This is a genomic window from Delftia sp. NA_296.1 (genome assembly GCF_052692095.1).
Genome location: NZ_JBQZGF010000002.1, coordinates 525202 through 537975, shown reverse-complemented (window position 1 = coordinate 537975; position 12774 = coordinate 525202). Strand labels below are relative to the sequence as shown.

The following is a 12774-nucleotide window of genomic DNA, read 5'->3' as shown; positions in this document are numbered from 1 at the left end:
GGCAACAACCCACCACCCCCAAGCCCCCCAAGCCACCACCCCCAGAGGAGACAACCCCATGAAAACCATCCATACGCCCATGCTGGGCGTGGCGCTAGCCTGCCTGGCGTCCTTGCCCGGTGCCGCTTCGGCGCAGTCCAAGGTCGAGATCTTCGGCGTCGTCGATGTCGGCGTCACGCACCTGAACGGCTCCGGCCCCTCCAAGACCGGCCTGTCCACGGGCGGCGCCAACATCAGCCGCATCGGCTTTCGCGGCACGGAAGAGCTGGGCGGCGGCCTGCGTGCGGGCTTCTGGCTGGAGGCGGGCATGGACGTGGACAGCGGCTCGGGCAAGGCCAGCGGTGGCGGCCTGAGCTTCAACCGCCGCTCCACCGTGAGCCTGTCGGGCGACTTCGGCGAAGTGCGCCTGGGCCGCGATGACTCGGCCACCTTCCTGAGCACGCTGATCTTCGACCCCTTCCTCACCAACGGCGTGGGCGGCACCATGGGCTTCACCATGCTGGGCATTCCCGGCACGGGCACGGCCACGGGCGGCGCGCCCATCCAGATCAGCAACGCGGTCAGCTACTTCCTGCCGCAGAACCTGGGCGGCTTCTACGGCCAGGTGCAGGTGGCCATGGGCGAGCAGGCGCGCAGCGCGCCCAACAAGAACCAGGGCGACTACCGCGGCCTGCGCTTCGGCTACCGCCAGGGCCCCTTCAACGGCGCGCTGGCCACGGGCAAGTTCTATGGCGACAGCGATGCGACCAACCTCACGGCCAGCAACGTGGGCCTGAGCTGGGACTTCGGCGTGGCCAAGCCCATGCTGCTGTGGGCCAGCGAAAAGCGCGGCGCCCTCAAGGTCACCGCCCTGCAGCTGGGCGTGACCGCGCCCCTGGGCATGGGCGAGTTCAAGGCCTCCTACGGCCACTACAACACCGACGGCAGCAATGCCGACTGGAACAAGATCAGCGTGGGCTACGGGCACAACCTGTCCAAGCGCACCCAGGTCTACGGCACGGTGGCCTTCCTCAAGAACAAGGACGGCGCGGCCAAGTCCATCGGCGTGCAGGGCCTGTCGGCCCCGGGCACCACGCTGGGCGGCCGCTCCTCCGGCTTCGAGGTGGGCGTGCGCCACTTCTTCTGATACAGCCCATCGGGCGATAGAGACTTGCCATGAAAGATATGCGTGCGGCCCGCTGGTGGGGGGTGATCAGCCTCTTCATCATCGTCGCCATCTCCTATGTGGACCGGATCAACCTTTCGATCCTCATCCTCGACCAGGGATTTCTGGACCACATCGGGCTGACGCACGACGACCGCACGCGCCAGGGCCTGCTGGCCACGGCCTTCATGGTGGGCTACGGCGTTTCTTCCTTCGTGTTGACGCCGTTTTGCGCGGCGCTCTTCGGCGTGCGCCGAAGCCTGGTGGTCGGCCTGCTGCTGTGGGGCGCCGTGTCCTTTCTGTCCCCGGCCATGAACAGCTATGGCCTGCTGCTGGCCTCGCGCATCCTGCTGGGCATCTCCGAAGGGCCGCTGTACTCGCTGGCGGGCAGCTACATCAAGGCGCATTTCCAGAGCCACGAGAACGGCCTGCCCAACTCCTTCGTGAACATGGGCACGGGCCTGGGGCTGGCGGTGGGCTACCCGCTGATCGGCTACCTGGTGGTCGGCCATGACTGGCAGACCTCGTTCCACGTGCTGGGCCTGATCAATGTGGCCATCGGCATCCCGCTGGTGCTGGCCTTCATCCGCATGCCCCGCGTGGACACCGGCATGCCGCGCCCGCGCTCGCTGGGCGAGGCCGTGGGCCAGGTCGGGCAGATCGTGCGCGGCGCCATGCACACGCGCTATCTGGTGCTGGTGGCCGTGCTGTCGGCGGCCTTCTTCTCCTACCTCTGGGGCAGCAGCAACTGGCTGCCGGCCTATCTGGAATCGCGCGGCTTTTCGCTGCGCGAGATGGGCTGGCTGGCCTCGCTGCCGCAGTACGCCACGGTATTGGCCGTGCTGGTCGGCGGCATCGTCATCGACCGCCTGCCGCGCCGCCAGGTGCCGCTGATCTTCGTCGGCGGCAGCCTGGGCCTGGCGCTGGCCATCTGGCTGGCCATCCACATGGAAGACCGCTACGCGGCGGCCTACTGCCTGATCGCCGCCAATTTCTGCTGGGGCCTGATGAGCCCGGCCATTCCCAGCACCGTGCAGTACTGCGCGCGGCCCGAGCATGTGGCCAGCGCCTACGGCGTCGTCAACGGCACGGCGACCCTGGTGGCGGGCTTCATGCCTGCGCTCATGGGGGCCGTCATCGGCTGGACCTCGCATTCGGCCGGTGGCGGGTTCGTCGCAGGCTTCAGCCTGCTGGTGGGCACGCAGCTGGTGGTCATGGTCTGCGGCCTGGTGCTGTGGCTGCGCGAGCGCGGCCAGGGCACCGGCAGTGCCAGCGATGCCCGGGACAGGTCCGCGCGCACGGCCTGAGCTGCACTACAGCGCGCCCGCTGCGGCGCACTGCTCCAGAAACGTCACCAGGGCCTGCACGCGCGCCGTGCGTCCCTTGCGCGTGGGCACCAGCAGGGTGACGGGCGCGCTGCCGAAATGCCAGTCGTGCAGCACGCGCACCAGCCGGCCCTCGGCAACGGCCTGCTCCATGTCCCATTGCGAACGCAGCACCAGGCCCAGACCCTGCTCGGCCCAGTGGCGGGCCACGCCGCCATCGTTGGTGACGTAGGACGGCGTCACGCGCAGGGTCTGGCCGTCCACGGCGCGCCGGCTGGCGGCCGGGCGCAGGTGCCACAGCGTCACGTCCTCCTCGTTCTCGCGGATGCAGATGCAGGCGTGCTCCAGCAATTCGCGCGGCGTGGCGGGCGTGCCGCGGCGGCGCAGGTAGTCGGGGCTGGCGCACAGCCAGCGGTCATTGGCGGCCAGCTCGCGCGCCACCCAGGAGGAGTCGCGCACCACGCCGATGTGGACCACGGCGTCGGCATCGTGGCGGTCGGGGAAAGGCGTTTCGCGCAGGTCCAGCTGCAGTTTCAGTTGCGGGTGCTGGCGCGTGAAGGGCACCAGGGCCGGGGCCAGCCGGCTGCGCCCGTAGCCAAAGGGCGCGGCAATGCGTAGCGTGCCACCCAGCTGGCGGGCATCGCCGTGCAGCGAGTCGCGCAGCTCCTCGATCTGGCCCAGCAGCCGCACGGCCTCGCGGGCGAAGCGGTCGCCCTCGGGCGTCAGCGCCAGGCGCCGCGCGCTGCGGTTGGCCAGGGACAGGCCCAGTTCGGCCTCCAGCCGGCGCAGCCGCATGGACAGGGCAGGCGGCGTCACATCGAGCGCACGGGCCGCCGCGCTCAGCGAGCTTTCGCGCAGCAGGGCGGCGGCAAGCTGCAGGTCTTCGATGGCAATCATTCAATTTGCCTTAACGATTGATGACGGCGGATTTAACCACGGGCACAGGTTCCATCCGTACAGTTCCAGGCCATGAACACCCCAGCCCCACTGACGGAACCGACCGCCGCCGCCTGGCCCCGTGCCGTGCTTTTCGACCTGCTGACCGCCTTGCTCGACTCCTGGACGGTTTGGAACAGCGCTGCCGGCAGCGAGGCCGCAGGGCGCGACTGGCGCGCCGAGTACCTGCGCCTGACCTATGGCTGCGGCGCCTACCAGCCCTATGAAGACCTGGTGCGTGAGGCGGCCCGCAACCGGGGCCTGCCCGCCTCGGCCACCGACCGGCTGGAGGCGCAATGGGACCAGCTGCAGCCCTGGGATGGCGCGCGCGAGCTGCTGGCCGCCCTGCGCCCGCACTGCCGCCTGGCCGTGGTGACCAATTGCTCCGAACGCCTGGGTCAGCGTGCCGCCGCGCTGCTGGGCGTGGATTGGGACGTGGTGGTCACCTCCGAAGCAGCAGGCTTCTACAAGCCCGACCCCCGGCCCTACCAGCTGGCGCTGGACCGGCTGGGGCTGCCTGCGGACCAGGCCGCCTTTGTGGCCGGATCGGGCTATGACCTGTTCGGCACCTCGGCCGTGGGCCTGCGCACCTTCTGGCACAACCGCGTGGGTCTGTCGCGGCCCGATGGAGCGCCTGCCGCCGAAGCTGAAGCTTCCACGCTGACCCCCGCCTTGCCCTGGCTGCGCGGTTTTGCCGCAGGCCGCTGACTGTGCCAAGTCTTTTTCAGGAGCCGCCATGCAAGACACTCTTTTGACGCTGGACACGCCCGCTGCCGTGATCGACCTCGACCGCATGCAGCGCAACATCGCCCGCATGCAGCAGCGCATGGACGCGCAGGGCGTGCGCCTGCGCCCCCATGTGAAGACCAGCAAGAGCGTGCCCGTGGCCGCCGCGCAGCGTGCGGCCGGGGCCTCGGGCATCACGGTCTCCACCCTGAAGGAGGCCGAGCAGTTCTTTGCGGCAGGCACCACCGACATCCTCTATGCAGTCAGCATGGCGCCGCACCGCCTGCCGCATGCGCTGCAACTGCGCCGGCGCGGCTGCGACCTCAAGCTCATCGTGGACAGCGTGGCGGCGGCCCAGGCCATTGCCGCGTTCGGCCACGAGCAGGGCGAGGCCTTCGAGGTGTGGATAGAGATCGACACCGACGGCCACCGCTCTGGCGTGGGCGCAGACGATACGCCGCTGCTGCTGGCCATTGGCCGCACGCTGCACGATGGCGGCATGCGCCTGGGCGGCGTGCTCACGCATGCAGGCTCCAGCTACGAGCTGGACACGCCCGAGGCGCTGCAGGCCCTGGCCGAGCGCGAGCGCGCCGGCTGCGTGCAGGCCGCCGAGGCCCTGCGCGCGGCCGGCCTGCCGTGCCCCGTGGTCAGCGTGGGCTCCACGCCCACGGCGCTGGCGGCCAGCCGGCTGGACGGTGTGACCGAGGTGCGCGCAGGCGTCTACGTGTTCTTCGACCTGGTGATGCGCAACATCGGCGTGTGCACGGCCGAGGACGTGGCGTTGTCGGTGCTGGCCACCGTGATCGGCCACCAGGCCGACAAGGGCTGGGCCATCGTGGATGCGGGCTGGATGGCCATGAGCCGCGACCGCGGAACGGCCCGGCAGAAACAGGATTTCGGCTACGGCCAGGTCTGCGACCTGCAGGGGCGGGTGATGCCGGGCTTCGTGCTCACGGGCGCCAACCAGGAGCACGGCATTCTGGCCCGGGCCGATGGCGCGGCGGAGGCCGACATCGCCACGCGCTTTCCTCTGGGCACGCGGCTGCGCATCCTGCCCAACCATGCCTGCGCCACGGGCGCGCAGTTCCCGGCCTACCAGGCGCTGGCGGCAGATGGCTCGGTGCAAACCTGGGAGCGGCTCCATGGCTGGTGAAAACGGGATCGATCTGCGCCATGCATCGCCGAACCTGCCTGCGCCGGGCGGCCACTACAGCCACACGGCCACGGGCCAGGGGCTGGTCTTCGTGTCAGGGCAGCTGCCCATACGGCCCGACGGCACGCGCCTGGTGGATGCCGGTTTCGAGGACCAGGCCCGGCAGGCGCTGGCCAACCTGGCAGCGGCGCTGGAGCTGGCCGGCAGCGGCGTGCCGCGGCTGCTGCAGGTGCGCGTGTACCTGGACGACATGGCGCACTGGCCGGCCTTCGACCGCATCTACGCGGACTGGGCCGGCGCGCACCGGCCCGCGCGCGCCGTGGTGCCCACGGGGGCGCTGCATTTCGGGTTGAAGGTGGAGATCGAGGCCGTGGCGCTGGCCTGAAGAAAGCCCGGCCCGAGGGGGCCGGCTGCCGCTACTTCAGCCAGCCGCGCTTGCGGAAGTAGAGCATGGGCCCCACGGCGCTGAGCACCATGAGCCCGATGACGTAGACGTAGCCGAACTCCCATTCCAGCTCGGGCATGAACTTGAAGTTCATGCCGTAGACGCTGGCGATCAGCGTGGGTGGCAGCAGGGCCACGCTGGCCACCGAGAAGATCTTGATGATCTTGTTCTGGTTGATGTTGATGAAGCCGACCGTGGCATCCATCAGGAAGTTGATCTTGTCGAAGAGGAAGGCCGTGTGGCTGTCCAGCGATTCGATGTCGCGCAGGATCTGGCGCGCTTCCTCGAACTGCTCGGCATTGAGCATCTTGGAGCGCATCATGAAGCTGACGGCGCGGCGCGTGTCCATGACGTTGCGGCGGATGCGGCCGTTCAAGTCTTCCTGGCGCGCAATGGCGCCCAGCACCTCGCGGGCCACGTCGTCGGTCACGTCGCCGGACAGCACCATCTGGCTGGCTTTTTCGAGGTCGTCGTAGATGCGCTCCAGCGTGTCGGCCGAGTATTCGGCGTCGGCGTCGAAGAGCTTGAGCAGCACGTCCTTGGCCTCGTCGATCAGGCCCGGCGCGCGGCGCGCGCGCATGCGCAGCAGGCGAAAGACGGGCACGTCCTCGTCGTGGATGGAGAACAATACGCCGCAGCTGCGCAGGTTCTTGTTGTGCTCGTTGACGATGAAGGCCACGCGCACCGAACGCGGGTCCTCGTCATCGTCGATCAGGAAGTCGCTGCGGATGTGCAGCTCGCCGTTGTCTTCTTCGTAGAAGCGGGCGGATTCCTCGATGTCGTCGTCCATCGCATCCTCGGGGATGGACAGCTCGTAGTGCTGCTTGATCCAGCGCTTTTCCTCGACCGTGGGCGACTCCAGGTCCACCCAGATCGGCTTGAAGCGGGACAGCTCCTCCAGCGACTCGATCTCTTCTTGAACCAGGCGGCCATTGGCCAGCGTAAAGATGTTGAGCATAGGCTCACTCCAGGTGTTCTTCTCAGGCGTGCGGGGTATCGGAGGTGCTTTCAACCCCACAGGCCAACCGGGAGTTGAAAGCTACCAACTGGGGTAGGTTTCCACGGAGCTTTCTCCAAGATGCAAAGCGTTGGATTATGCAGCGTTGCGCTGCAACATGCGGGCCGGCTGCGCTATTCGGAAGCGGCTCCAGGGGGCATCTGGCGGCCTGTCACAAAAGCCTGGGCATGGCACAGGTCGGCCCAGGCGCCAGCCTTGGCCTGGGGCGCGCGCAGCAGGTAGTTGGGGTCGTAGCTGACCACGGCGGGCACGCCCGCAATGCGGTGCGGCTCGGCGCGCAGGCGGCCCAGCGCCTCCTGGCGCTGCAGCACGGCACGCGCCGTGGCCAGGCCCAGCACCAGCACGCAGGCCGGGCGCAGATCGCGCAGCAGCGCCTCCAGCGATGGCTGCAGCGCCGGGACCTCGGGCGCCTCCTGTCCTTCGGCCGCAGGCTGCACGCGGTGCAGGGCGGCGCTGTACAGGCGCGGATGGTCCTGCAGGTTCAGCGCGCGCAGCATGTTGTCCAGCAGCCGGGCCGCGTCGCCTTCCAGCGCGGTGCGCGCGCAGTCGGGGCCGGGGCGCTGGGCGGGTGGCAGGGGCAGGGAGTTGGCGGGCGGCTCCAGCAGGATCAGCCAGCCGCCTTCGCCGCCATCACCGGCAGGCGGCGTTGCCGCATAAACGGGCCGCACGGGGCCCAGCCGCCAGCCCAGCCCCGGGGCGCCGGCCACGGGCTGCTGCACGTAGCGGCGCGGCGGGCGTTCGCGTTCGGGAATGACGGGTGCGGGAGGCGGCGGCGCCTGAACAGGCACCTGAACGCGTGCGGGCGTTGGCGCGGCGACAGGCGCCGGTGCAGCAGGCGCCGGGGGGGGCGCCTCCTGCACGGGCGGCGGCACGGGGCGGGCCGCCGGCGGATCTGCCAGGGGCGCCGCTGCAGGCGCATCGGCGGGCGCAGCCAGGGCCTCGGACAGCACGGCGGGTGCGGTCTCGGGCTCGGGCAGCCAGACGGTGATGCCCATGGCGTGCAGCATGGCCCGCTGGCGGGTGTCTAGATTCAGGGCCATAGCTTGAGGCTCATGAGCACGGCATGCTCGCGCGGGCCGTCGTGCATGGGATAGTAGTTCTTGCGCAGGCCCACCTCCTGGTAGCCATGCGCGGCGTAGATGCTGCGTGCGCGGACATTGCTCTCGCGCACTTCCAGCCAGATCCATTGGGCCTTGCGCTGGCGCGCCCACAGGGCCAGCGCGTCCAGCAGAATGCGGGCCCAGCCCTGGCGCTGGCGCGACGGGGCCACGGTGATGTTGAGCAGGTGGACCTCGTCGAGCACGATCATGGCGACGAAGTAGCCCACCAGTTCGCCCCGCGCATCGACCAGCAGCTGCGCTTCATTGCCGGCCGCCATGGCATCGATGAAGTTGCCACGGGACCAGGGATGCGAGTAGGCCTGCTGCTCCACGGGCAGCAGCATGTCGAGCGACAGCACGTTCAGCGGCTCGAAGCGCACGCTGTCCCGCTCCGGCGCCGGAGCGTCGGTCAGGGGCGGCTGCGGCCGCGAGGGCTGTGGCGTGTGCGTGCTCATGGTGCGGGTGGGGTGGCCTCTGGAGTGGGCGTGGCCAGGGCCAGCGCGGCGGCCGCCTTGGCAGCCTCCCGCTCGGCCGTGGTCTGCGCGACTTTATCGCGGATGTAGCGCGGCAGGGCCTGGTCGGCCGGCAAGGCGCGGTCGGCCGCCAGCAGGGCCGGGGCCAGGCGCAGCATGGCGGCGGCGGTGGGCAGGGCGGCCAGGTGGCTGGCCTGGGGCGCCAGGCGCTCGCCGTAGGCGGCCAGGGCGTTGCCGGCCACCACGGTGCCGGGCGGCAGTTGCAGGGCCTCGGGCGCGCACAGGCCGAAGTCGCCGCTTTGCTCGCCAATGTCGTTCCAGCGGCCGTCGCTCCAGTGGTAGGCGGCGTGGTAGACCTCGTTCATGCGCGCATCGATCACGGCGATGAGGTCGGTGCAGCCGTATTGCATGCGGGCCTGCTCGGCCACGGCCAGCAGGCTGTCCATGGGCAGCACGGGCACGCGGGCGGCAAAGGCCAGCCCCTGGGCCACGGAGCAGGCCGTGCGCAGGCCCGTGAACGAGCCCGGACCCCGGCCGAAGACGATGGCCTGCAGCTCGGCGAATTCCAGGCCGGCCTGGGCCATCAGCGCCAGGATGGCGGGGATCAGCTCGGTCGAGGTCTGCGGACCGCCGGGGCCGCTGTGCTCCCAGACGGCATCGCCGCGCTGCACGGCGATGGAGAGGGTGTCGGTACTGGTGTCTAGGGCAAGAAGATTCATGGCTTGGGGCAGGCGGCGGTGCCGCAGCAAGTGCAGGATTATCGGTGCCCCGCCCGTCCCGCGCCCGGCAGGGCTGCAATGACCGGCGTAGACTTGCCGGCCATGTTGCATCTTTCGCCGTCTTCTTCCCTTATTTCCTCGATTTCCTCCGCCTTCTCACTCGGAACGCCGCGTTCACGCCGGGGTCTGGCGGCCGCGCTGCTGGTGGCGTCTGTCCTGCCCGGCGTGGCAAGCGCCCAGGCAGATGCGCCCACCTCGCCGGCCTCGCTGTCCACCAAGACTGCACGCGAAAGCCGGCTGCCCCCGGCCGTGGAGGCGGCGCTTGCGCGCGCCAAGCTGCCGCGCGACGCGGTCTCGGCCCTGGTGGTCGAGGTCGATGGCCGGGCCGCCCCGCGCCTGGACTGGCAAAGCCACGTGGCCATGAACCCCGCCTCGGTCATGAAGCTGGTCACCACCTATGCGGCGCTGGACCAGCTGGGTCCCGCACATGTCTGGCGCACGCCCGTCTTCCTGGGCGGGCCGGTGCAGGACGGCGTGCTGCGCGGGCCGCTGTACATCCAGGGGCAGGGCGATCCCAAGCTCGTGATGGAGCGGCTGTGGCTGATGCTGCGCCGCCTGCAGGGCATGGGCATCAAGGTCATCGTGGGCGACATCGTGCTGGACCGCAGCGCGTTTTCCGTGAGCGGCCATGACGCGGCCACCTTCGACAACGAACCCTGGCGCCCCTACAACGTGGCGCCCGACGCGCTGCTGGTCAACTACAAGGCCGTGACCGTGGGCTTCACGCCCGACGCGGCGGCGGGCGTGGCGCGGCTGCAATACGACCCGCCGCTGGCCGGCATCCAGCAGCAGGAAACCGTGCCACTGGCGCCGGCTGGCAGCGAGTGCGGCGACTGGCGCGCCCGGCTGCAGCTGGACATGGCCGACCCGCTGCGCATCGCCTTTGCCGGCCCGTTCCCGGCCAGCTGCGGCGACAAGAGCTGGTCGCTGGCGCCGGCCCAGCCCGAGGCCTTCGCGGCCCGCGCCATCGAGGGCATGTGGCGCGAGCTGGGCGGCAAGCTCACCGGCACCGTGCACGACGGCCGCGTGCCGGCCGGGCTGCAGCCAGCATTCCAGAACGAATCCCCTTCGCTGGCCGAGGTGGTGCGCGACATCAACAAGTACAGCAACAACGTCATGGCCCAGCAGGTGTTCCTGACCATGGGTATGCAGCGCACGGGCGTGGCCAGCTTCGAGTCCTCGCGCCAGGCCCTGGGCCAGTGGTGGCAGGCGCGCTGGGGCGCGGCCGAGCAGCCCGTGGCCGACAACGGCGCGGGCCTGAGCCGCGAGGCGCGCATCACCGCCTCGGGCCTGGGCCGCATGCTGCAGCAGGCCTGGGCCTCGCCGGTGATGCCGGAGTTCGTGGCCTCCATGCCCATCGTCGGCGTGGATGGCACGCTGCGCCGCAGCCTCAGCCGGGCCCAGGGCATGGCGCATCTGAAGACCGGCACGCTGCGCGATGCCTCGGCCCTGGCCGGCTATGTGGACGGGGCCAGCGGCCGCCGCTACGTGCTGGTGGCCATGGCCAACCACACCAACGCCCCGGCCGCGCGCGCGGCCTGGGATGCGCTGGTGGACTGGACGGCGCGCGACCGCTGATCGGGCGCCTTCGCGTCTTGTGCAGGGCCTGCTTTCGCAGGCCCTTTTTCATTGTTTTTCCAGCAAGGACGTTGTCCTACCTACGGGCCATGCGGCGATCCTTATCGTCTGTTCGCCCGCGTGCGAATTGCCTTGTCGGCGTGCGATTTCTATCCGTAGTTGCCCGGTGTCGCCAATGCGCAAGTGTCGTTACGATGGCTTTAGCAAAAAAGCACGGTCGTGCTATTCATAACACTTCACGGAGATTCCATCTTGGCAAATCGTTATCGAATCCTCGCGGCCGCTCTGGCCACGGCCGGCCTGCTGGTCGCTTGCGGCGGCGGCAGCGGCGCCGACACCACCCCCCGCGCCAAGATCACTTCCGTCAAGGTGATGGGCGACAGCCTCTCCGACAGCGGCACCTTCGGCTACAAGTTCACCGTCCAGAACGCCACGCTGACGGGCGCAGGCTCCAACCAGGTCTGGGCCGAGCGCGTGGCGGGCCTGTACAACATCTCCCTGTGCCCGCGCTTCAACGGCACGGCCTTCACGCCCAACACCTCGTGCAACAACTACGCCGTGGGCGGCGGCCGCATCAACTACACCAGCGCGCCCACGGCGCCCATCTCCATCACGCAGCAGATCCTGCTGGCAGGTGCGGCGGGCTTCACGGCCGATGACCTGGCGGTGATCGACGGCGGCGCCAATGACGCGGCCGATGTGATCGGCGCCTTCCTGGCCGCCTCCAGGGACCAGGGCGCCAACTTCAAGGCGCTGCTGTCCACCAAGATCGACGCGGCCACGCTGGGCGCGCTGCTGCAGCAGGGCCAGGCCGGCATGGCCCAGGCCGGTGGCCTGTACATGCAGAACCTGGCCAAGGGCTTTGTCTCCAGCATCCAGACCAATGTGCTGGGCAAGGGCGCCACGCGCGTGGCCATCCTCAACGTGCCCGCCATCACGCTGACGCCGCGCTTCCAGCTGGTGCTGCAGTCCGTGGCCCAGCAGCAGGGCTCGGCCGCCGCCGCGCAGCTGGAGACCGTGTTCGACGGCTGGGTCAAGGCCTTCAACCAGCAGGTCGCGGCCGGCTTCGCGGGCGAGAGCCGCGTGGCCATCATCGACTTCTACAGCGAGTTCCGCCAGCAGATGGCTGACCCCGCCCAGTACGCCTACACCAACGTGAAAAAGGCGGCCTGCCCTGCCACCGGCGTGGGCGCCGACGGCCTGCCCACCTACAGCTTCCCGACCTGCACCGAGGCCGCGCTGTCCGCCTCCATTCCCGTGGGCGAGACCAGCGCCAACTGGTGGAAGAGCTATGCCTTTGCCGACAGCTTCCACCCCACGCCCTATGGCCACCAGCAGATGAGCCAGCTGGCCTCCCGCACCCTGGCCCGCGCCGGCTGGCTGTGATAGCAGACACGCAGCACGAGGAGACACATCCATGAAGACATTCCTGCGTATCACCGCCGCCGTGGCGATGGCCACGGCCTGCATGGCCGCCACCGCCCAGTCCGCCGGCACCTGGAGCGTGCGCCTGGGCGCCACGCGCATCGATCCCCAGACCAGCAGCGGCTGGCTGAGCACGCCCAGCTTCCCCGACACCCGCGTGGACGTGAAGGCCAACAGCCAGCTCACGGGCGGCGTGACCTATATGGTCACCAACAACTGGGCCATCGACGTGCCCATGGGCCTGCCGTTCAAGCACGACTTCGTGGGCGATGGCGCCATCTCCGGCACGGGCAAGCTCGGCCGCACCAAGGTGCTGCCCGCCACCGTGTTCGCGCAGTACCGCTTCGGCGAGGCCAACTCCGCCTTCCGCCCCTACCTGGGCCTGGGCGTGACCTATGCCAAGTTCTTCGGCGAGCGCACCACGGCCTCCCTCAACGGCCTGACCGGCGGCACGCTGGCCAACCCCACCACGGCCTCGGTGGACAGCAAGTGGGGCCTGACGCCGCAGATCGGCTTCGTCTACAACTTCAACGAGCGCTGGTTCCTGGACGTGGCCTACTACAAGAGCTTCCTGAAGACCACGGCACACCTGTCCTCGGGCCAGAGCGTGTCGCTCAAGCTGAACCCGAACGTCTACGCCATCGGCATCGGATACCGCTTCTGACAGGTCGC

General features: G+C 69.6%; 13 protein-coding genes. 8 read left to right on the top strand and 5 right to left on the bottom strand.

Annotated elements, in window-relative coordinates; genetic code table 11:
* The first annotated feature begins 58 nt into the window (after positions 1-58).
* Both ACUTR7_RS06915 and ACUTR7_RS06910 read left to right on the top strand, forming a co-directional pair.
* Positions 59-1126: a porin gene (locus ACUTR7_RS06915; protein WP_445608436.1), complete on the top strand. Its 1068-nt coding sequence runs from the start codon at positions 59-61 to the stop codon at positions 1124-1126.
* Between the two features lie 29 nt (positions 1127-1155).
* A complete protein-coding gene (locus ACUTR7_RS06910; protein WP_445608435.1) occupies positions 1156-2451 on the top strand; it encodes an MFS transporter in 1296 nt (431 codons plus the stop codon).
* A 6-nt stretch (positions 2452-2457) separates the two neighbouring features.
* On the opposite strand, the gene ACUTR7_RS06905 is transcribed toward ACUTR7_RS06910, so the two are convergent.
* Positions 2458-3366: a LysR family transcriptional regulator gene (locus ACUTR7_RS06905; RefSeq protein WP_445608434.1), complete on the bottom strand. Its 909-nt coding sequence runs from the start codon at positions 3364-3366 to the stop codon at positions 2458-2460.
* Between the two features lie 72 nt (positions 3367-3438).
* Between ACUTR7_RS06905 and ACUTR7_RS06900 the strand changes: the two genes are divergently transcribed.
* From ACUTR7_RS06900 to ACUTR7_RS06890, 3 genes are read left to right on the top strand one after another with little or no spacing between them, the layout of a single operon-like run.
* Positions 3439-4113, top strand: a complete 675-nt coding sequence (locus ACUTR7_RS06900; protein ID WP_445608433.1) for an HAD family hydrolase — start codon at positions 3439-3441, stop codon at positions 4111-4113.
* A 28-nt stretch (positions 4114-4141) separates the two neighbouring features.
* Entirely contained in the window at positions 4142-5284 is a 1143-nt protein-coding gene (locus ACUTR7_RS06895) for a DSD1 family PLP-dependent enzyme (RefSeq protein WP_445608432.1), read from the top strand.
* Positions 5274-5669 (top strand): RidA family protein, encoded by a 396-nt coding sequence (locus ACUTR7_RS06890; RefSeq protein ID WP_043822535.1) that lies wholly within the window; start codon positions 5274-5276, stop codon positions 5667-5669. Before ACUTR7_RS06895 ends, ACUTR7_RS06890 begins: the two co-directional genes overlap by 11 nt.
* 31 nt (positions 5670-5700) lie before the next feature.
* Here ACUTR7_RS06890 and corA read toward each other — a convergent pair whose 3' ends face one another.
* From corA to tsaB, 4 genes are all read right to left on the bottom strand, one after another.
* On the bottom strand, positions 5701-6687 hold the full coding sequence (gene corA, locus ACUTR7_RS06885) for a magnesium/cobalt transporter CorA (protein ID WP_013804498.1): 987 nt from the start codon (positions 6685-6687) through the stop codon (positions 5701-5703).
* A 173-nt stretch (positions 6688-6860) separates the two neighbouring features.
* Complete coding sequence (locus tag ACUTR7_RS06880; RefSeq protein WP_445608431.1) at positions 6861-7787, bottom strand: uracil-DNA glycosylase family protein; 927 nt, start codon at positions 7785-7787, stop codon at positions 6861-6863.
* Complete coding sequence (gene rimI, locus ACUTR7_RS06875) at positions 7778-8302, bottom strand: ribosomal protein S18-alanine N-acetyltransferase (protein WP_013804496.1); 525 nt, start codon at positions 8300-8302, stop codon at positions 7778-7780. The genes ACUTR7_RS06880 and rimI overlap by 10 nt, the downstream gene beginning before the upstream one ends.
* A complete protein-coding gene (tsaB, locus tag ACUTR7_RS06870; protein WP_034398089.1) occupies positions 8299-9039 on the bottom strand; it encodes a tRNA (adenosine(37)-N6)-threonylcarbamoyltransferase complex dimerization subunit type 1 TsaB in 741 nt (246 codons plus the stop codon). Before tsaB ends, rimI begins: the two co-directional genes overlap by 4 nt.
* 102 nt (positions 9040-9141) lie before the next feature.
* Between tsaB and dacB the strand changes: the two genes are divergently transcribed.
* The 3 genes from dacB to ACUTR7_RS06855 all read left to right on the top strand — a co-directional run bounded on the left by dacB (position 9142) and on the right by ACUTR7_RS06855 (position 12766).
* Entirely contained in the window at positions 9142-10677 is a 1536-nt protein-coding gene (dacB, locus tag ACUTR7_RS06865) for a D-alanyl-D-alanine carboxypeptidase/D-alanyl-D-alanine endopeptidase (protein WP_445608430.1), read from the top strand.
* Between the two features lie 252 nt (positions 10678-10929).
* Entirely contained in the window at positions 10930-12063 is a 1134-nt protein-coding gene (locus ACUTR7_RS06860; protein WP_428139249.1) for an SGNH/GDSL hydrolase family protein, read from the top strand.
* A 31-nt stretch (positions 12064-12094) separates the two neighbouring features.
* A complete protein-coding gene (locus tag ACUTR7_RS06855; RefSeq protein ID WP_013804492.1) occupies positions 12095-12766 on the top strand; it encodes an OmpW/AlkL family protein in 672 nt (223 codons plus the stop codon).
* Positions 12767-12774 lie beyond the last annotated feature (8 nt).

What these genes read in the sequence shown, in the direction of transcription:
- ACUTR7_RS06915 (WP_445608436.1), top strand. Translation starts at nt 59, where the DNA reads ATGAAAACCATCCATACGCCCATGCTGGGCGTGGCGCTAGCCTGCCTG.
- ACUTR7_RS06910 (WP_445608435.1), top strand. Translation starts at nt 1,156, where the DNA reads ATGAAAGATATGCGTGCGGCCCGCTGGTGGGGGGTGATCAGCCTCTTC.
- ACUTR7_RS06905 (WP_445608434.1), bottom strand. Translation starts at nt 3,366, where the DNA reads ATGATTGCCATCGAAGACCTGCAGCTTGCCGCCGCCCTGCTGCGCGAA.
- ACUTR7_RS06900 (WP_445608433.1), top strand. Translation starts at nt 3,439, where the DNA reads ATGAACACCCCAGCCCCACTGACGGAACCGACCGCCGCCGCCTGGCCC.
- ACUTR7_RS06895 (WP_445608432.1), top strand. Translation starts at nt 4,142, where the DNA reads ATGCAAGACACTCTTTTGACGCTGGACACGCCCGCTGCCGTGATCGAC.
- ACUTR7_RS06890 (WP_043822535.1), top strand. Translation starts at nt 5,274, where the DNA reads ATGGCTGGTGAAAACGGGATCGATCTGCGCCATGCATCGCCGAACCTG.
- corA (WP_013804498.1), bottom strand. Translation starts at nt 6,687, where the DNA reads ATGCTCAACATCTTTACGCTGGCCAATGGCCGCCTGGTTCAAGAAGAG.
- ACUTR7_RS06880 (WP_445608431.1), bottom strand. Translation starts at nt 7,787, where the DNA reads ATGGCCCTGAATCTAGACACCCGCCAGCGGGCCATGCTGCACGCCATG.
- rimI (WP_013804496.1), bottom strand. Translation starts at nt 8,302, where the DNA reads ATGAGCACGCACACGCCACAGCCCTCGCGGCCGCAGCCGCCCCTGACC.
- tsaB (WP_034398089.1), bottom strand. Translation starts at nt 9,039, where the DNA reads ATGAATCTTCTTGCCCTAGACACCAGTACCGACACCCTCTCCATCGCC.
- dacB (WP_445608430.1), top strand. Translation starts at nt 9,142, where the DNA reads ATGTTGCATCTTTCGCCGTCTTCTTCCCTTATTTCCTCGATTTCCTCC.
- ACUTR7_RS06855 (WP_013804492.1), top strand. Translation starts at nt 12,095, where the DNA reads ATGAAGACATTCCTGCGTATCACCGCCGCCGTGGCGATGGCCACGGCC.